The sequence below is a fragment of the Dolichospermum sp. UHCC 0260 genome (assembly GCF_009711985.1).
Lineage (GTDB): Bacteria > Cyanobacteriota > Cyanobacteriia > Cyanobacteriales > Nostocaceae > Dolichospermum > Dolichospermum lemmermannii.
Genome location: NZ_VIKZ01000003.1, coordinates 113,181 through 132,400 on the forward strand (window position 1 = coordinate 113,181; position 19,220 = coordinate 132,400).

The window sequence follows — 19,220 nt, forward strand, 5'->3', positions numbered from 1 at the left end:
GAGCGGAAACCGCTGTATACTCCCCGTCCGTAATCTCAGGCAAAAAACCTGAAAAACGACTTTGCATGGGGCGTTATGCTTCGCTAACAGACCCTAACAGGTAGATTTTAATATTTCTAACTCCTCTCTCACAGATAATGATTGATAACCCAAAGCAAAAGCCTGGGAACTATCTAAAGAAACATCTTTTGGCCTTGCTGCTGCCATTTTCACATCTGCCTGAAAACAGGATTTTAATTTATCATTTGGAAGTTGTAAGATTTCAACTAATATTTTCCCAAATTCATAACGGGAAATTCTCTCTTTTCCACCTAAATGAATGATCCCATTAACCTTTCCTAAAGCTAATAATAACCCTTTCGCGGCTGTATTTGCACTAACCGGAGTGCGAAATTCATCTATAAATAAACTTAGTTCTTTTCCGTCTTTCAATATTTGGATAAATTGCTGAATAAAGCTTTTAGCTGTGGGTGTTTCCCTGCCAAACATTAACGGCATTCGACAAATAGCCGCTTGGGGATATACTTTTAATATACCTGCTTCAGCTTCGACTTTTTGTTCACCGTAAATATTAACAGGTGATACTTGATCTATTTCTTGATAAGGTGCATTTAAACCATCAAAAACTAAATCGGTAGAGGTAAAAGCTAAAGGTAAAGAATTATCAGCACAAAGTCCCGCAATATCACAAGAGGCTGTAACATTGATTTTATAAGATTCCTGGGAATGAAGTTGACAATAATTTGGTTGAGATTGGGCAGCAGTGTGAATTACTGCATCTGGTTTGATATCATTAAATATCCCTTTTAATTCCTGAAAGTCTGTTAAATTAACTTTCACCATTTTAATATCAGGTATTTCTAGAAAATGGGTATGATATGTACCATAAACTTCCCATCCTAGCTGCGCTAATTGACAAAGATGCCAACCTAGAAATCCACTAACACCTGTAATTAAAAGTTTTTTCATATATCTTCGCTAGAAGTACATTATAGCGGTTATCGGTTGAATGAAATACAATCCCAAACCCAACTAGATAGTCAAAACATAAAATGATTAATTTGTGCAGTGCATAAGTCCTAAAATAGACTATGCAGCATTAGCCATCAGCCTAACTGCGGGTCTATCTGTAATAGTTGGCAACCGGAAACAACTCATTGGCAATGTGACAATCGCCACAGTATTGCCAAGCATATCGAAAAATTCAACACTGTAGCCTGTTTCTAGTCCGGGAACATTATGTTGTTCAACTACTGTGCCAATGTCCCCAGCATATACATTTTCTTCGGGAAGATCACGCAATAAAATTACATCTGAGTAAAGGATAAAATTCATGAAAGTATTTTACAAGATTAGCGATCGCGCTAAGACGGTAATTTCTCTATTGGATAAGGTAAAGTCTTTGTTAACACGACTGGACGGTTAGCAGCAGTTGGCTGGAGATAAATTGATATACGAATATCACAATTTTTTGCATCTTCCGTCAAAGAAGGTCTTTGTGCTGTTGCTTCGAGTGAAAGCTTGCCTGGTCCATCAATTATGATTTCGTGTCGTGTACTTTTAATTGTTAAAGAGCCAGGTTTACCTCCTGCAAATCCATAGTCACCAAGAGCAGGATTTAAACTAATCGGATTAGACTTAAATGTTGGAATTCCAGGAATTTCAAACTCTACGCGACATCGATGAAATGGAATGATCACACGCTCTCTACTTTTAGGAATAATGTACAACTCTGAATTTAACCGCAATTCATCGGAATGATAATTTCCTACAGAATCTTCTCCTGCAATCGTTGCTGTCAGTTCAATGTCGCCAAGAATTTCAATTTCCGGTAAAAGTTCAAGTGGTGCAAGTAATCGAATGAGATCAGAACGACGTGCGGATCTTATAGCCGTATTTTCACGCCAAGGAACTTCAAGTTCAACAACAACTCCTTTCACAGAGCCAAAAGCTTGATTTTTAACAACAAAAGGAGCGCGATCAGTTTCAAATACCAAAGCTACAACCGTTTTTTCATCAACAGGAATGTTCAATGAAGAAATCATTGTTGGAGCAAGCTCATTAAAAAATGACTCTACAGTAGGATACCAACTAGCGATATCAGCAACATTAGCTCCAATCACACAATCAGCACCTTCTTTTTCATCAACGCCTATTAACCAAAGTATATTCTCTCCTCGCGCAGCATTAGCATGACCAGCAATTCGACGAGCAGCTTTCTCTCCAGATATCCAGGTTGCCTTTAATTCAACCAAAAAATCTTCGTTAGGTTGACCACTTTTAACACTATCAATTACTCTCAATGCCCAACTTTCGATTTGTCTAGAATTCATATCAATCTTCAATAATGCTCCATCAACAATTTTAAAATAGTCTAGTGCAAGATCAACCAATAAATTCTAAATTACTCTACCTTATCAATAATATGAAAATCATCCAGACTTGAACACTAGATTTTTAATTTAATACTTTTAAAACAGCATCTAATTCACATATTTAAACTAAACTCTTGCTCTCTCTCCGTGCCTCTGCGTGAGAAAGAAAAATGTAATTAATTCACCCAAAAATAGCTGTAATTTAATCTCACGCAAAAAACCCCAAAAACAACTTTGCGCCTTTGCGTGAGAATATATTCCTACAGAGTTTGGAAATAAGCCTCCAAAGCCTCATGTACCAAATCAGTCATCGGTCGTTCTTGTTTTTCCGCCGTTTCCTTGAGTTGCGCGTAAAAATCATCCCGCAGACTGATGCGGTGACGGGACTTACCGCTGCTAGTAGGATCTCCTGGTGTGTAATCAGCCACAAATTCCCTAATTGCATCAAAACCCAATCTGTCGCAAAAATCCCCAAAACTTTCTTTCGGTGTCCGCGACTTTTTAAAGAAGACAAAAATCGGTTCTAGAAAACTTTCAAGATCATTGTGGTGCAGTCTTTCCACAAAAGGTTGCGCTAACCGAGTTTGATTTGGTGAACCACCCAACCATACTTGATAAGACTCCACAGCGCTACCCACCAAACCCAATTCTGCCATATAAGGACGAGCGCAACCGTTAGGGCAACCGGTCATCCTCACCACAAAATGCTGATTTTGTAAACCCAATTTATCTAATAAAGCCCGAATTCGTTCTAAAATTCCAGGAATGGCTCTTTCCGATTCTGTGATTGCTAAACCGCAAGTAGGTAAAGCCGGACAAGCCATAGCATAGCGGGTTAATGCTGCTATTTGGCTAGGATCAGCAACAACGCCACATTTATCCAGAATCTCTTGAATTGCTGCTTTATCTTCTGGTGCAATATCGTAAAATAGCAGGTTTTGATTACCTGTGAGCCGAATAGGCAGATTAAATTGCTCAACAATTGTCCGCAAAGCGGTTTTTAGTTGGAATGTTCCGTCATCTTTCACACGCCCGTTATCAATGGAAATACCCAAAAATAGTTTACCATCGCCTTGTTCATTCCAGCCCAAAAAGTCTTTATATTTAAACTGGATCAGAGGTTTAAAAGGTTCGATGGGTTTACCAAGGTATTCTTCTACCTGAGTGCGGAATTTATCTACACCCCAATCATTAATTAAGTATTTTAACCTCGCGTGTCGTCTGTCCGTGCGATCGCCATAATCTCGTTGTGTCGCAACTATAGCCTTTACAAGATTATATACATCAGCTTTGGCTACATAGCCAATGGGGTCAGCGGCTCTAGCAAAGGTTTCTTCTTTATTATGGGTTCTCCCCAGACCACCACCAGCAAAAATATTAAATCCTGCTAATGCGCCTTTTTTATTGGTAATCACTACCAACGTCAAATCCTGAGAGTACAAATCAACAGAATTATCTCCCGGAACTGTGACGCAAATTTTAAATTTGCGGGGCATATAGTGAGTTCCATAGATGGGTTCTACGGAATCATGAAGAATAGTACCATTACCGTTGGTTTGTCGGGCTGCTTTGACATCTGGATGTTCTTGAGCGCTAATGGCTTTTTCCCCATCTAACCAAATTTCATAATAAGCACCGGTTTGGGGAGAAAGTAAATCAGCGATATTTTGGGCATATTCCCAAGCATACTGATATTCTGAGCGATTTTTAAAGGGGGCTGGAGGAGCCATAACGTTGCGGTTAATGTCACCACAAGCGCCCAAAGTTGAACCGAGATTTTCGACAATTGTAGCGATCGCCGCTTTCAGGTTCTTTTTTAAGATACCATGTAGCTGAAAGCCTTGGCGAGTAGTAGCTCTGAGGGTATGATTACCATATTCATCAGCCAGTTTGTCCAAAGCCAAATAAAGCTCAGGGGGTACTAAACCACCGGGATTTTTTGTCCGCAGCATCATTTGGTAATCTTTTTCCTGACCCTTGATGCGGTTATCACGGTTATCCTGTTGATAAGAACCGTGAAACTTGAGAATCTGAATTGCGTCTTCACTAAAGTGGGTAGTGTCCTCAAGGATTTCCGTGGCTACAGGTTCACGTAAAAAATTACTATTTTCTTTGATACCTTCGACTTTGGAAGGCTGACGATTGGTCGTAGGAGAAGCAGCAGTGTTAACCATTACGGTAGATACGTTTCTGAATAAAGCGGTAGACAAAATTAAAATTAAGCAATTAATAGCACCTATTTGGCTAAATAAACTACTTAAAATCAGTCGGAATTATGAATATTATTTTGATTTTAACATGGTCAGAGGCCACCTTGATCAAGCGGCGGTTAGAGTAGCTAACTACTCCAACCAGCAAATATTCGCATTGCCTTAGACCAAAGACAATGAGTAGACTTGACCATCAATCAACAGTCGCGTAATCCCTTTAGCTTGTAAATGGCTACTAGCTTTATGGAGCATTTGACTATCGGGAACTTTAATCACGCGATCGCGCTTAGTAGAAAAGCGTTTAGCTACACGATGGTTATCAAAAATTGGCAGTGTTTTCTGTTGATTTTCCAAACTAGGAATGAGACCCAAATCACCAAAATCCTTGAGTGGCCGGGTAATTAACTCCGCAGAACGATCAATTACCAAATAGCAAGTTTTCGGTAAATTAGCGACTGACAATGGTAAAACTTGTACAGATACTTCCCCATTTCCCCGTCTAGTAACTAGGGGTTTTGGAGCTTCATAGTCTTCGTCCTCAAAGTCCTCCTCATCCTCATACAAATCATCATCTAAATCGTCATCTTCTAAATCATCAGGTTCATCCAACAAATCTTCATCGAGAATTTCCGCAAACAGACTCGGCTGTGAATATCGAGTTTCTACCTCTATCTTTGGTTTGGGGACAATGGGCGTTTCCGTTGGCTTGTGTCTAACAATTTCCAGTTCTTTGACAATAGGAGTTTCCTTGATAACAGGAAGCTTGGGTTTTTCCACTGCTGAGGAGCGTGTTTTCACCCGTCTATTAGCCGGAATCGGTTGATCAAAATCAAAATCATTCTCTGGTTCTGGTTTTGGTAATGCTTCTGCTTCTATTGTGGGCTTTTCTACTTTTGGGTTCAATAACTCCCCACCACTGCTGACGCTGCTAGAAGCCTCTACTAGCAATGGTGGTTGGGTCAACAGCGGTAACTGCTCATAACTTACCTGCGCTCTGCCTTCAGGGGTTCTAGCAGCACGTTTTAAAGAGACGAGAAATTCGTACTCTTCTTCTGGTAAGGTACTTTTAAGCAGACGGCTAATTGTAGAGTTACTCACACCATAGCGTTCTGCTAAAGTCGAGGTTGTTTCCGCAGTTTCTCGATATAGCTTGAGAATTTCTTGTTTGTCAGAATCTGTTAATTTTCTCACGGTAGACACCAAAATTTGTTAAGTTCGTTTGCGTCCACGGTCTCGGCCTTTAAGACTCAATGATGCGTCATATTCTAGAACAGCACCCAGACCGAATAACACTCCACTAAACACCCAGAATACTTCTAGTATGTCTCCACTTTGATAATTAGGTCATTGGGCGAATTTAAACCACATATCTGCATATCTGCAATGTAGAGCGAAAATGCGGCTGCGGCAATCATTCGCCAAGACAAGGAGACTTTACGTCCCCAAAAAGCCAGCAGCATAGTTGTGGCAATAATTAATAATGCCACATCGCTAACTATGTAAAACAAGTTGAGAAAAAAGGCTATCTGTTCAGTTGATGTTTGCTCTTTTTGAGCAATCAACCAAGGGAGAAAACTGCCTAATCCGCCAACTGCTGCTACAATTAGCCATTGCCATGGGTCTAGATGAATGCGGCGAGAAAGCAAGGCTAAAGCCATACCAGTCCCTAAACATAAATATGTGAGGACAAAAAATATATCAGCAATAGATACATCTGGCTCTTGTTTTAGGACGATTTCTATATAGCCGAAAACGAGTCCACCTATAAAATAAGCAAACATTCCTAACCCGATTGAGAGCCAGACTTTTCCACTACTAACCATTTGGGTACTCCGCCAGTTCCTCCAGCATAAGAGACTTGCACCCAAATAAGCCACAGCTTCAAAAATATTTGTACCAATTACATACCACTGGGCGCGAACTTCTATTCCTGCTTGCTCTGGGTCAGGGATTTTGGCACTGAACAACAAAAAGTATAACAATGCTAAAACAGCCCAGCTAAAACAGCAAAGAACAAGGTTTTGAGTAGTTAAGTAGGTGGGCTTGAGATCAGATGAGTTGTCGTAAGATTTACTCATAGAGATTAACTATGTAAATGCTCTGAATGTAATATTGTTTACAAAATTGATGAAATAATTGGCATTTACGTACTTGTGTGATAGACAATAGCCAGTTAAAGGCAAGTGCCAGTTAAGAGTTGTTTTTTAACAAATCAATATCCACCTTAACGCCAAAGCTGATGAAGTGGAGATTTTTGTAACCAACTGATAAATAGTTCTTGGTGTCACCAAAGTATGTTTTTCCTAATCTGTGCAGTTCTTCTAAAAAAAGAATTACATGAGTTTCTTGCCAAGCTGGCATTTTACTCATCTGTGACAAATTCGCGGTTAGGAAAGATTTTACTGCATCTGCGGCAGATATATCGGGAAATTGATTTTTCTGTAATACCCCGGTTATCTCTGTGGCAAATAAACGGTTAAAAACATGAGTTTTTTCTGTTCCCTGTTGCCCGTTCCCTGTTCCCTCTGAATGAAATTAGGAAATTTTTAATTTTCTCTTGCTTATTTAGACAATTTTAGCTATGATTGTGAAGGCTTCATGGGTACGTAGCTCAGTTGGATAGAGCATCCGCCTTCTAAGCGGACGGTCACAGGTTCGAGTCCTGTCGTACCCATTAAAATTGGTATACATAGCTATTAATAACGCGCAAAGGTTATAGTTGTACAACAATAATTAATGACAGTTATATTTTAGAAGCCACCGAAAGTGGGAAAATAAAATTATGCCAAGAGAAGACTTAACAGAGGAAAAGCCGATAATATGCACTTGAGTGAAATTACCCATCCTAACCAGTTGCATGGTTTGTCAATTCGGCAGTTAGAACAAATTGCCCGGCAAATTCGTGAGAAGCACCTACAAACCGTAGCAGCCTTTGGAGGGCATTTGGGTCCGGGTTTGGGCGTTGTCGAATTAACACTGGGGCTTTATCAAACCTTAGATTTAGATCGGGATAAGGTCACATGGGACGTAGGACATCAAGCTTATCCCCACAAATTAATTACCGGACGCTACAGTAATTTCGACACTCTTCGCCAAAAAGACGGCGTTGCAGGTTATCTTAAACGCGGCGAGAACAAATTTGATCATTTTGGGGCAGGACACGCTTCTACAAGCATTTCTGCCGCATTAGGAATGGCTTTAGCCCGCGACTTAAAAGGGGAAAAATTTAAAACCGTTGCTGTGATTGGTGATGGGGCTTTAACTGGAGGCATGGCGCTAGAAGCGATTAACCACGCGGGACACTTACCCAAAACTAATCTCCTCGTGGTTCTCAATGATAACGAGATGTCCATTTCTCCCAATGTGGGGGCGATTCCTCGTTATCTGAATAAAATGCGTCTGAGTGCGCCGGTGCAGTTTCTCTCAGATGGAATTGAGGAACAGTTAAAACATCTGCCTTTTGTGGGTGAATCGCTTTCCCCAGAACTGGAACGCATCAAAGAAGGTATGAAGCGGTTAGCAGTTCCCAAAGTCGGCGCTGTTTTTGAAGAATTGGGCTTTACCTACATGGGGCCAGTTGATGGCCATAATTTAGAAGAATTAATTGCCACATTCCAACAGGCACATCAAATTACTGGCCCTGTTTTGGTTCACGTAGTGACAACTAAGGGTAAGGGCTATGAACTGGCGGAAAAAGATCAAGTAGGCTACCATGCCCAAACTCCCTTTAATTTAACCACTGGGAAAGCGATTCCTTCCAACAAACCTAAACCCCCCGCTTACGCTAAGGTCTTTTCTCATACTTTAGTGACACTGGCGGCACAAAATCCTAAAATCGTCGGCATCACAGCCGCAATGGCGACTGGTACAGGTTTAGATAAACTACAAGCTAAATTGCCTAACCAGTATATTGATGTGGGTATTGCTGAACAACACGCTATTACCTTGGCTGCCGGTTTAGCCTGTGAAGGTATGCGTCCTGTTGCTGCTATTTACTCTACTTTCTTACAACGTGCCTTTGACCAAATTATTCATGATGTTTGCATTCAAAATCTACCTGTATTCTTCTGTTTAGATCGGGCGGGGATTGTTGGTGCTGATGGTCCGACTCACCAAGGTATGTATGATATCGCTTATCTGCGTTTCATTCCGAATATGGTGGTAATGGCTCCCAAGGATGAGGCGGAATTACAACGGATGGTTGTGACTGGGATTAATTACACTGATGGACCGATTTCGATGCGTTTCCCCCGTGGTAATGGTCACGGTGTCCCCTTAATGGAGGAAGGTTGGGAATCTCTGGAAATCGGGAAGGGGGAAATTCTCCGTCAAGGGGATGATGTGTTAATTGTGGGCTATGGTACAATGGTTTACCCGGCAATGCAAGCAGCGGAAATTCTCAGCGAACATGGGATTGAAGCAACTGTGATTAATGCCCGTTTTGTTAAGCCTTTGGATACTGAGTTGATTTTACCTTTGGCTAAACAAATTGGTCGGGTTGTGACTTTGGAAGAAGGTTGTTTAATGGGTGGTTTTGGTTCTGCGGTGGCTGAGGCTTTACTTGATGCTGATATTGTTGTCCCTGTGAAGCGGATTGGTGTTCCTGATATTTTGGTAGATCATGCCACACCGGATCAATCTTTTGCGGAGTTAGGTTTGAGTAGTCCTCAAATTGCGGAAACTGTTTTACAAGCTTTTTTTAAGAAACAGGCTGCTGCTTTGGTCTAGTTGATTTTTTGTCTGAATCAGGATTTACGGGATTTCAGGATTTTTCTGTATCCTGTTTATCCTGGTTCTTAATATTTCCAGAATTATTGACCGCAGATGAACGCAGATAAACGCAGATAAATATGGATGATTATTTTTTTGTGCAGTTTCACATAAAATTTGGTATTAAATATATTGGTAATTTTTCATAATTATGAAGTTGCTAAACAATCGTTATCAGGTTATTCAGGTTTTAGGTGCAGGAGGGTTTGGTGAAACTTTTCTCGCTGAAGATACCTATATGCCTTCCCGTCGTCGTTGTGTGATTAAGCAACTTAAACCTATTAGCAATGACCCCAAAACTTATCAAGTAATTCAACAACGGTTTGAGAGGGAAGCTGCGACGTTGGAGTATTTGGGGGAAGCTAATGACCAAATTCCCCAACTTTATGCTTATTTCTCGGAAAATGGTCTCTTCTATCTGGTGCAAGAATGGGTGCATGGTCACACTTTGACTAATGTGATTAAATCTCAAGGACAATTACAGGAAAATACTGTTAGAGAAATTCTGTTAAGTTTGCTGTCTGTGTTGGATTATGTTCACAGTAAAGGGATTATTCATCGAGATATTAAACCAGATAATATTATTTTGCGGGAGATAGATAATAAACCAGTTTTAATTGATTTCGGTGCGGTTAAAGAAACTATTCGGACTACTATTAATGCTGCTGGACATCCTACTCAGTCTCTAGTGATTGGGACTCCTGGTTTTATGCCTAGTGAACAAGCTATTGGTCGTCCGGTTTATGCTACTGATATTTATAGTTTGGGTTTAACGGCTATTTATTTACTTACGGGTAAATATCCTCAAGAATTAGAAACTCATCCTCACACGGGACAGGTTATTTGGCAACAATTCGCTGGGGGGATTTCTCCCCAATTAGTAATGCTACTAACTCAAGCGATTGAACCACGTCCAGGCGATCGCTTTACTACTGCGAATAAAATGTTATATGCTTTAAAATCTGACACTTCTATTCCCTCACAAGTTTATCATATTAATCAAACAGCAGCAACAATTCATCTCACTCCTGCCGCACTAAATCAACCTATATCTTCACTCTCTCAAAATCCCGTGGTTAAAACTGGGAATAATCCTCAAATTTGGCAAAAACCAGCGGTGATTATTGGTAGCGTTATGATGGGAAGTTTAATGGGTGCAATGGCTATTTCTAGCATAAACCGACCACAAACCACAAATTCCATTGTCACTAATTCCAACATCACAGAAACACCAACCCCAACCCCAACACCAACATCAATCCTAACACCAACACCAATACCAACAACTGTAAATACTCCCATTTCTGAAGCAACTGTATCTCCTACTCCTTCAATATTACCTGAACCCACAGAGACAATTCCTGAAAATACTCCTACTCCTTCCATAGAATCAACTCCACAACCAGAAATAAAAAATGAACAGGAACAAACGTCTGTAGTTCCTACTACAGAACCGACTTTAACTATCAAAGAAACATTAAAGAAAAAAAGACAGGAAAAACGTGATCAAGTAGCTACTAATATTAGGGAAACTGTCCCAGCATTTCCTACAGGTACATCAAGAAGTAGTGTAGAAGAAACGCTAGGTAAACCAAAGAAAGATTTAAGAGGATTATGGGGAAATACCCGCGCTGTTACTTATAAAGTTGTTCCTAAGAAAATTGATTTAGGCTACTTATTTGATAAGAAAACTGGAACGCTAAAACAAACAGAAGCAGCTTTTGCATCATCAGTAGAACCTGAAGTTATGCAGACAACTCTCAATGGTTTATTGAATGGAGAAGCTACAGCAGAAATTAAACAAGGACTGCAACAAGTTCAACAACGACAAACAGATAATTTTACTTTTAGTAAGGGTGGGGTAAAAGGTCAAATAGTTCGACAAAGTTGTGATTTTATCTATATTAGTATTTGGGATGCTGATTTACATGATTTTGTGAATCCAGCAGATGCAAAACAGTGTTAGAGGAATAGGAGTGAGAATGAACTTTATCACCAAAAGTCTGAAAAGAGGCAATTTCATTAATACATATAATGGTAAATTTGTCCAGTATATAAGTTCTATCTATTAGACATCTCCAGAAAAGAATGTAGAGACGTTCCATGGAACGTCTCTACAAGGGTTGTAAGTCACGCATATTTGATTTTCACCAGATGTCTATTATGTATTTCGTTCTAAAAACTTACCAATATCCCCATTATATAAATGAATTATAGAAACAATCATTTGTTTAACTTTCAAAGGATTATTATTACAGAGATTACATAAATCATCCTTTTCTTGATCAGTTCCCCATAGTGGTTGTGATTCTATCAGAGACAAGGCTATTTCTGAGGAATTAGACAACTTTAAACACCTTACTGATGATAGCCAATATTCTAAAAAAGTGAATTCTGGATATTGTTCTCGACAGGTGAAAATCACACAACTTTGATGATTGGTTTCAGCAATTATTTTGATGAATTGCATATATTTCAGATGATCAATATCTACATGATCCAAAATAATCAGACAACGATGAGTACGCAAATAATAGATAATTTGATTAATATTGAGTTTGTTTTCTTTGTGATGGGAGAACAAAGATAGCAAGTCAGTCATCATACTATCAAAACATGGAACTGTCGGTACTGAACGCCAAAAAACGTAATTAAATTGATCCTGAATTTGTTTTACAAGTTGAGTAGCTAAGGTTGTTTTCCCAACTCCACCTATACCGAATAATCCTAGTAAGCGACAACCATCTTGTAAAATCCATGACTGCAATTGTGTCAGTTCTTGGCTATATCCGTAAAATGCTGAAATATCAATTGCAGTTCCCCAGTCTGGGAATTGATTTAAATTTGGTTTTTTTTTGCGTATTTGTGCGTATGCGGGGGGGGGAAATATTACTTCAGCACTGGTAGTAATTTCTCGCCAATCTAGATTTAATCGCCGACATAGTTCTTCAAAGCTTGTATAACTAACAGGTTTACCAGTCAGGAAATTACTAATTGTAGCTAAGGACAATCCGGTATCATAAGCTAAAGCCCTTTGGCTGGGGTAGCCATTAACTCCAAGTGCCATATTAACCTGTTGAATACGGTCATTGCTTACCTTAAGTGACTTTGACATAATGTTAAATAATTTACGTCAAGACGGTAATAATTCACTTGTTCAGGCAGATTTGACTAAATTCAGATGTTTTGATTGATATATTCTCATAATCAGTGCGTCATGTAAATCTATCTTTAGATAGATGACATGGTTGTTTTGTTTTTTGATGTCAAAATTAGCTCTCAAGTCAGATGAAGTCAGATGAAGTCAGTGTTTCTCAGTACGGAAGTCAGTACAGCGTTGGGTAGATTGAATATATGCTAATTCAACTAATTAGCACCCCATGGAAATATCACGAAAACAATATCTTTTTCTGGAACTAAACAAGGAGAATCTCAAATGGCTAGATATGGAAGCAATGGAAATGATGATTTATCTGTTGAGGGATACTGGACTAACCCATGGTGGGCACCTTGGGGAGTTTGGAATTGGGCTTATGATAACCAGCTATACGGATTGGCAGGAAACGACTTTCTCAAAGGCGCATATAATGCCGACTTGATAGATGGTGGGGATGGCAATGACACCATCTGGGCATGGCAAGGAAATGATACTCTTTATGGTGGTAACGGTAATGACAATATTGATGCTGGTCAAGACCACGATTTAGTCTATGGCGGAAGTGGTAATGACACTATTTACGGCGATCGCAATGATTGGACTAATCGAGGAAATGGCAACGATACTCTTTATGGAGAATCTGGAAATGATTACCTTGATGGTGGGGAGGGTAATGACTATCTTAATGGTGGAACTGACAATGATACTCTGATTAGTTTTTGGGGTAATGATACTCTTTATGGTATGGAAGGTAATGATTATATTGATGGTGGAGACGGCGATGATGTCATAGATGGTGATTCATGGTATTGGGTTTCTGGGTCTGCCAGAGATACTATTTATGGTGGATCTGGCAATGACAAAATTTGGGGTGGTGAAGACAACGACTTCATAGATAGCGGATCTGGAAATGACACTGTAGACGGTGAAAGTGGTGATGATACCATCTGGGCATGGCAAGGAAATGATACTCTTTATGGTGGTGACGGTAATGACAATATTGATGCTGGTCAAGACCACGATTTAGTCTATGGCGGAAGTGGTAATGACACTATTTACGGCGATCGCAACGATTGGATTGATAAAGGAAATGGCAATGACACTATTTACGGCGAAAGTGGCAATGATGTTATATATGGTGGTGCCGGTAATGATGTTATAGATGGTGATGCTTCGTATACAGTCTATGGCTCTGCGAGAGATACTATCTATGGTGAATCTGGCAATGACTATATTTGGGGTGGTGAAGACAACGACTCCATTTATGGTGGGTCTGGAAATGACACCATAATTGGTGAATCTGGCAATGACTATCTAAATGGTGGTAAGGGAGCAAATACAATATACGGTGGAGATGGAAACGACGTTTTTGCTGCGGTACAATTTGATGGTCAGAGAGATATTTTTAATGGTGGTGAAGGTGTAGATACATTTTTTGTGGGAGTTTCAGGGGATAGCAACGATTTAGATACTGCTAGTAAGGTCTTGTCTTATACAGGACAAATTACCTCAATAGTGGGTACTGTAGTTGGTGTTATCAACCCTCTGACTGGGGCTGTGATAGGTGCTTTGGGCGGTGCATTCGGTCTAGGATCTTCAATATTACAAGACCTTAAACCAGCTATTGGAGGTTGGAATGATGTTGTGATCATTGATGATTTCCAGCCACAGAAAGATATATTGGTTATACCGAAAGGTTTTAATTGGACTGAGAATCGTAATCTAGGAACGAACATAGATAACGTATATTATCAAGGAATAAACATCAAACAACAGAATCAAGCTGGTGGGGAGGATTCTTTAGTTTTCCTGGATATTGCCGGGTACAACTCACAACATAATTACAGTTTGCAACTACTTAGTCAAACTGATAGTTCTTGGTTTTACACTGTGGCGTGATCATAATGCGGTGTATTTAAGGCTATTTATCAACTTTCCCGTCAAGCAGCACCGTCAACCCAATGAAAGCCAGTAGGTTGGGTTGAGGAACGAAACCCAACATTTTGCCCCATTTACAACATTTTGGCGCATTTGTTGGGTTTTCCCACGTTAAGCCCAACCTACCACTACCAAAGGAGAATGGCTTATTGATTTGGCTAACAAACCCGCCATGAAATGAATTTCATGGCTAATAGCCAAAGTTTACTAAAGTAAACTATAAATTGATGGTTATTTCTAGTCATCTTCAGATGACTTTTGCTATGAGACGGGGAATTAATTCCCCGTCGGGTAATAGGTTTTACGTTAAGTTGACACTTATGAATCTCTTGCTTTACCCCTACTATCCTACTTTTATGTTAGAATAATCAAATAGATTCTATTGCATCCGACCGATAACCGCTATATGGTATTTATTGCCTCGAATAGTGTATAGTCAAGAAAAAATTCACTAATTGCTAATAGCTACAGTATTGTTAGTGCAAAATTAATAATGATATCGGCAAGAAATAATAGTTACATAGACATCATCAACAGCATAAACCAAACGATTTGTATCATCAATTCGCCGTGACCAAAATCCAGCTAAATTTTCCTTGAGAGGCTCTGGTTTACCAATACCCTCAAAAGGCATCCGCATCGTCTCCTCAATCAACTTATTGATTCTTTTGAGAGTCTTTTGATCTTGCCCTTGCCAGTAAAGATAATTACCCCAAGCCTCATCAGTCCAAGCCAACATTCTACTCATTTAACAAATCTCGCTGCACCACCTTCCCCTGCTTAAATTGAGCAATGGAACGTTCTAAATGGGCTGCATTTGCCGGAGACTTCAATAAATGCACAGTCTCCATGAGACTATTAAAAAACTCCAGGGACATCACCACCGTATCATCAGCATCCCGTCTAGTGATAATTGTATAGTCGGCATCTGCCGTCACCTGGTCTAAAACCGTTTTCAGACTATTTCTGGCCTCGCTAAAAGAGATAATTTTCATTGGCGGAGAACCTGTACTGTTTATTGTACAAGTATAGCGGGTTTGGGTAAATTGTACAATCCCCAGACGCGGATGTAGTATTTTGTCTTCCTAAAAGAGCCGCACCCATATATGGTATTTATTGCCTCGAATAGTGTATGATCAAGAAAAAATTCACTAAAAACATATATATAATTATGAATACATTAGAAAAATTAGAATTGTTGAGTGAAACCTGTAGCGACAACACAGAATTAGATAGAATTATTGGACAACTTTTAAATGTAATTTTAACTCGTTATCGTCAAAAACTCGCTATCTATAACTTAGATATAGATAAATTTGAGAAAAAATATCAACTCGCTTCTGAACAATTTTTAGAACAATTTAACTCAGGAAATTTAGGAGATGAAATGGATTTTTTTGAATGGTTCGGCTTATGCGAACTACGCAAAGATATCTTCCAAAAAATCCATAAATTAGAACAAGCTTTATGAAAAATGTTAGAAATGCCGATGACTATTTGGCATGGATAAAATCTGTAATTGCACTTTGTCCAGAAGTCGTAAATGTAACGATTATTCGAGAAGAATCACAAACTGATAAAGGACTATGGCGTTATCGTCTGACATTAAAAAATGGTAGCTTTTTAGAAATGTTTGAATTCTTGCAAATAGCATCAGGACAAGTAGAAATAATTAAATATAGTTTCCATTGGCAAACTGAAAATAGAGAACTAATAAAACGTTGGGATAACGCACCCCATCATCCGGAAATTTCAACTTACCCCCATCATGTACATGATGGTTCTGAAGATTCCGTTTTTCCGTATTTATCTGTTGATATTGAAGCAATTTTCAGACAAATTTCTGAACATATAAAATCTCAATAAGTTGTCATTAACATAATGCTAAAATAATTTCATCAGTAATTATACCCCAAATCAAGCAACTATGACTAAAAAACCCAAACACATTTTATTCTTACATCCCAATTTTCCCGCCCAATTTCGTCACCTAGCCACAGCTTTAGCAAAAGATGATAATTATCAAATAGTATTTACTACCAATCGTCAAGAAGGAACAATACCAGGTGTACATAAAGTCATTTATGAACCTTCCCGTCAAGCTGCACCCCAAACTCATCATTATGTCCGCAATTTAGAAAATGCCGTTCTCACCGGACAAGCTGTATATCGAATCGCAGAAAACCTCAAAGCACAGGGTTTTATCCCAGATATAATTTATGGTCATTCTGGTTGGGGTCCAACATTATTTATGAAAGAAGTTTTTCCCAAAGCAGAATTATTGTGTTTCTTTGAATGGTTTTATCATCCTCGCGGTTCTGATGCTGATTTTGATCCCAATGAACCATTAAATGCAGATGATTTATGTCGAATTCGTGTAAAAAACGCCCCGATTTTAATTGATTTATATAATTGCCATAGAGGTCTTACTCCCACTAATTGGCAACATCAACAATTTCCCCCAGAATATCATAGTAAAATTAATGTTTGTCACGATGGGATAGATACTAATTTTTTTCAACCTCAGCCAGATGCTAAATTAGTTTTACCCCGCATTAATCTTGACCTTTCCCATGTCTCAGAATTAGTCACCTATGTAGGCAGAGGAATGGAACCTTATCGGGGTTTTCCTCAGTTTATGGAAGCAGTGGCATTAATTCAACAACAACGACCAAATTGCCATATTGTAGTTGTGGGAGAAGATAGAGTAGCCTATGGTAAACAGCTTCCTGATGGTAAAACCTATAAACAATTAATGTTAGCAAAACTGGATTTAGATTTATCCAGATTACACTTTACTGGTAGATTACCTTATCATGAATATCTCCAAGTCTTACAAGCATCTTCAGCCCATATTTATTTAACCCGTCCCTTTGTTTTATCCTGGTCAATGATGGAAGCAATGTCAACAGGATGTTTGTTAATAGCTGCTAATACTCCACCAGTTTTAGAAGTAATTAAAGATGGTAAAAATGGACTTTTAGTAGATTTCTTTTCTCCTGAACAAATTGCAGATAAAGTCAACAAAGTGTTAGATAACTTCCAAGATATGAAAGCTATTCGTGCAGCCGCAAGAAAGACTATAGTAAATAATTATGATTTAGCAAAATTATTGCCACAGCATTTACATTGGTTGTTAGGGAAGAAAACTTCCGTTAAATCTCATGGGTTTGCAAAAATATAAAAAATAAAATAAATACCCTCATACTTTGACAAACTAACCCCGCAGATATTAAAAAATGTATGCTGCGTTGGTTAAGTAATATTAGGAAAACTGTTGATTTGATGTGATTTGTAGGGGTTTAGTAGTGCTCATTGGTGTCAACTTAACGCAAAATCTTCATCCCGCAAGGAACTCAAGTTCCTTGCTAATAGCGAAAGTCATCTAAAAGATGACTAAATACTAGGAAAATTCATTAGTCCGTTTTAACGGACTTGAGCTATGAGACAGGGAATTTATTCCCTGGCGGGTGTGGAAGCCAAACAAATAAGCCATCTGTAACCTAAGTTGACACCAATGAGTAGTGCTAAACCCCTACCATATATCGAAGTTAAGGTGATTCATATTGACTTCATATCACTAAAGTTAATAACGTTGAAAGGTTACTAATCACTTATTTACCAATTTGTCAATAGTAAATTTTTACTATCGCTCAAATTAGATCATTTCTGAGCAAATTTATGGCTAAAATTTTTGTAAAGTTTTGTATTAACCTGGGAAATTAATTTCTGAAACTACTGTCAATAAAGGGTTTGAGACTAACATCTTCTGAAAAATCCAAAATTGACAATAGTAGGCCAATTATGAAATTCTCTGAAATTATAGCAAATCGCGGAAAGTATTGCAACCTCGTTGATAAATAGAAAAGATTCTCAATTAATTATTAAGGAAATCTAAAGGCAAATTGCTATAAGTTATAAATATCAAAAGTATTATTGATTTTCTATAACTCAAGCTTATCATACAGCCATAAGAAATGATCAATAGCATTGATGATGAGAATAAATAGAATCTGGAATTAAACTACAAGCATATTATTTCATGATGGTAAGCGAAAGGCTACCCATTTACCCGAATACAGCATAAGTACATTGGTACTTTCCCCAGCGACTATATGCGCCCGATTCAGACAATAATATATCAAAAGCTGATAATATATCTTAAATCACAGAATATAGTAATTAACTGATTATGTCCAATTTAACAACAATCGCCCGACTACGGAATATTATTTTCTCGATATTCCTAACTCTGATCATCAGTTGCATAGTTCCTGCAACTGCTTCGGCTTCTAGCGTGGGAATTGAATCAGGTTCTCTTCCTCCTTGTCCAACTTCCCCTAACTGTGTTGTCAGTCAAAATGCTGATGCTAAACACGCTATTGCACCAATCACTTATGATGTAACACGAGATAAAGCTAGAGAAACCTTACTCAAAGTTCTCACGGTTGTTCCCCGCACCACAGTTATAGAACAAACAGATAATTATATTCATGCGATTTCTAAAAGTCGCATTTTCAAATTCGTTGATGATGTAGAATTTTATTTTCCTAGCAATGATTCAGTTATTCATATTCGTTCTTCTTCTCGTGTGGGAGATTCTGATTTTGGTGTCAACCGCACTCGCTTAGAGCAAATTCGTTTAGCTTTACGAGATTTGAATATTTAATATGAAAATTGTCAGAATATTGTCAGAAATGGCTAACGCCACGCTTCGCTATCAGGATGTCCAGGATTTAAGGATTAACAGGATGAAAATAAGGATTTAAT

General features: G+C 38.6%; 17 protein-coding genes, 1 tRNA gene and 1 pseudogene. 9 read left to right on the forward strand and 10 right to left on the reverse strand.

Annotated elements, in window-relative coordinates:
- Positions 1 to 93 precede the first annotated feature (93 nt).
- The 4 genes from FJR08_RS02375 to sir form a co-directional block, all read right to left on the reverse strand.
- On the reverse strand, positions 94 to 969 hold the full coding sequence (locus FJR08_RS02375) for an NAD(P)-dependent oxidoreductase (protein WP_168632020.1): 876 nt from the start codon (positions 967 to 969) through the stop codon (positions 94 to 96).
- A gap of 120 nt (positions 970 to 1,089) precedes the next feature.
- Positions 1,090 to 1,335, reverse strand: a complete 246-nt coding sequence (locus FJR08_RS02380; protein WP_168632021.1) for a DUF4926 domain-containing protein — start codon at positions 1,333 to 1,335, stop codon at positions 1,090 to 1,092.
- Between the two features lie 29 nt (positions 1,336 to 1,364).
- Complete coding sequence (locus FJR08_RS02385) at positions 1,365 to 2,393, reverse strand: hypothetical protein (RefSeq protein WP_168632022.1); 1,029 nt, start codon at positions 2,391 to 2,393, stop codon at positions 1,365 to 1,367.
- 242 nt (positions 2,394 to 2,635) lie between these two features.
- A complete protein-coding gene (sir, locus tag FJR08_RS02390) occupies positions 2,636 to 4,549 on the reverse strand; it encodes a sulfite reductase, ferredoxin dependent (RefSeq protein WP_168632023.1) in 1,914 nt (637 codons plus the stop codon).
- Here sir and FJR08_RS02395 point away from each other — a divergent pair.
- Positions 4,539 to 4,751 carry a hypothetical protein gene (locus FJR08_RS02395; protein WP_041458115.1) on the forward strand — a complete coding sequence of 71 codons (213 nt, stop codon included), beginning with the start codon at positions 4,539 to 4,541 and terminating at the stop codon, positions 4,749 to 4,751. The genes sir and FJR08_RS02395 overlap by 11 nt on opposite strands.
- On the opposite strand, the gene FJR08_RS02400 is transcribed toward FJR08_RS02395, so the two are convergent.
- The 3 genes and pseudogenes from FJR08_RS02400 to FJR08_RS02410 all read right to left on the reverse strand — a co-directional run bounded on the left by FJR08_RS02400 (position 4,748) and on the right by FJR08_RS02410 (position 6,955).
- Positions 4,748 to 5,776 (reverse strand): transposase, encoded by a 1,029-nt coding sequence (locus tag FJR08_RS02400; RefSeq protein WP_041458114.1) that lies wholly within the window; start codon positions 5,774 to 5,776, stop codon positions 4,748 to 4,750. The two genes, FJR08_RS02395 and FJR08_RS02400, sit on opposite strands and share 4 nt — an antisense overlap.
- 18 nt (positions 5,777 to 5,794) lie before the next feature.
- A pseudogene (locus FJR08_RS02405) lies at positions 5,795 to 6,663 on the reverse strand (hypothetical protein).
- Positions 6,664 to 6,775: 112 nt separating this feature from the next.
- The gene (locus tag FJR08_RS02410; protein ID WP_148279071.1) at positions 6,776 to 6,955 is read right to left on the reverse strand and encodes a hypothetical protein; all 180 of its coding nucleotides are present in this window, start codon (positions 6,953 to 6,955) and stop codon (positions 6,776 to 6,778) included.
- Positions 6,956 to 7,185: 230 nt separating this feature from the next.
- Here FJR08_RS02410 and FJR08_RS02415 point away from each other — a divergent pair.
- The 3 genes from FJR08_RS02415 to FJR08_RS02425 all read left to right on the forward strand — a co-directional run bounded on the left by FJR08_RS02415 (position 7,186) and on the right by FJR08_RS02425 (position 11,321).
- Positions 7,186 to 7,259 (forward strand) — tRNA-Arg (locus FJR08_RS02415).
- 146 nt (positions 7,260 to 7,405) lie between these two features.
- Positions 7,406 to 9,313 carry a 1-deoxy-D-xylulose-5-phosphate synthase gene (gene dxs / locus FJR08_RS02420; RefSeq protein WP_148762583.1) on the forward strand — a complete coding sequence of 636 codons (1,908 nt, stop codon included), beginning with the start codon at positions 7,406 to 7,408 and terminating at the stop codon, positions 9,311 to 9,313.
- Positions 9,314 to 9,506: 193 nt separating this feature from the next.
- On the forward strand, positions 9,507 to 11,321 hold the full coding sequence (locus tag FJR08_RS02425) for a serine/threonine-protein kinase (RefSeq protein WP_174782957.1): 1,815 nt from the start codon (positions 9,507 to 9,509) through the stop codon (positions 11,319 to 11,321).
- Between the two features lie 195 nt (positions 11,322 to 11,516).
- On the opposite strand, the gene FJR08_RS02430 is transcribed toward FJR08_RS02425, so the two are convergent.
- Positions 11,517 to 12,470 carry a helix-turn-helix domain-containing protein gene (locus FJR08_RS02430; protein ID WP_168632024.1) on the reverse strand — a complete coding sequence of 318 codons (954 nt, stop codon included), beginning with the start codon at positions 12,468 to 12,470 and terminating at the stop codon, positions 11,517 to 11,519.
- Between the two features lie 321 nt (positions 12,471 to 12,791).
- Here FJR08_RS02430 and FJR08_RS02435 point away from each other — a divergent pair, with 321 nt between their 5' ends.
- A complete protein-coding gene (locus FJR08_RS02435) occupies positions 12,792 to 14,411 on the forward strand; it encodes a calcium-binding protein (RefSeq protein ID WP_168632025.1) in 1,620 nt (539 codons plus the stop codon).
- A gap of 526 nt (positions 14,412 to 14,937) precedes the next feature.
- Here the strand turns inward: FJR08_RS02435 and FJR08_RS02440 are convergent.
- Both FJR08_RS02440 and FJR08_RS02445 read right to left on the reverse strand, forming a co-directional pair.
- Positions 14,938 to 15,198, reverse strand: a complete 261-nt coding sequence (locus FJR08_RS02440; RefSeq protein WP_015081215.1) for a Txe/YoeB family addiction module toxin — start codon at positions 15,196 to 15,198, stop codon at positions 14,938 to 14,940.
- Entirely contained in the window at positions 15,191 to 15,445 is a 255-nt protein-coding gene (locus FJR08_RS02445; RefSeq protein ID WP_015081214.1) for a type II toxin-antitoxin system Phd/YefM family antitoxin, read from the reverse strand. Before FJR08_RS02445 ends, FJR08_RS02440 begins: the two co-directional genes overlap by 8 nt.
- A gap of 176 nt (positions 15,446 to 15,621) precedes the next feature.
- Between FJR08_RS02445 and FJR08_RS02450 the strand changes: the two genes are divergently transcribed.
- The 4 genes from FJR08_RS02450 to FJR08_RS02465 all read left to right on the forward strand — a co-directional run bounded on the left by FJR08_RS02450 (position 15,622) and on the right by FJR08_RS02465 (position 19,119).
- Positions 15,622 to 15,921, forward strand: a complete 300-nt coding sequence (locus FJR08_RS02450) for a hypothetical protein (RefSeq protein ID WP_168632026.1) — start codon at positions 15,622 to 15,624, stop codon at positions 15,919 to 15,921.
- Entirely contained in the window at positions 15,918 to 16,316 is a 399-nt protein-coding gene (locus FJR08_RS02455) for a DUF6516 family protein (protein WP_168632027.1), read from the forward strand. Before FJR08_RS02450 ends, FJR08_RS02455 begins: the two co-directional genes overlap by 4 nt.
- Before the next feature lie 61 nt (positions 16,317 to 16,377).
- The gene (locus tag FJR08_RS02460; RefSeq protein WP_168632028.1) at positions 16,378 to 17,634 is read left to right on the forward strand and encodes a glycosyltransferase family 4 protein; all 1,257 of its coding nucleotides are present in this window, start codon (positions 16,378 to 16,380) and stop codon (positions 17,632 to 17,634) included.
- A 1,008-nt stretch (positions 17,635 to 18,642) separates the two neighbouring features.
- Positions 18,643 to 19,119, forward strand: a complete 477-nt coding sequence (locus FJR08_RS02465; RefSeq protein ID WP_168632029.1) for a DUF1499 domain-containing protein — start codon at positions 18,643 to 18,645, stop codon at positions 19,117 to 19,119.
- Positions 19,120 to 19,220: the final 101 nt, after the last annotated feature.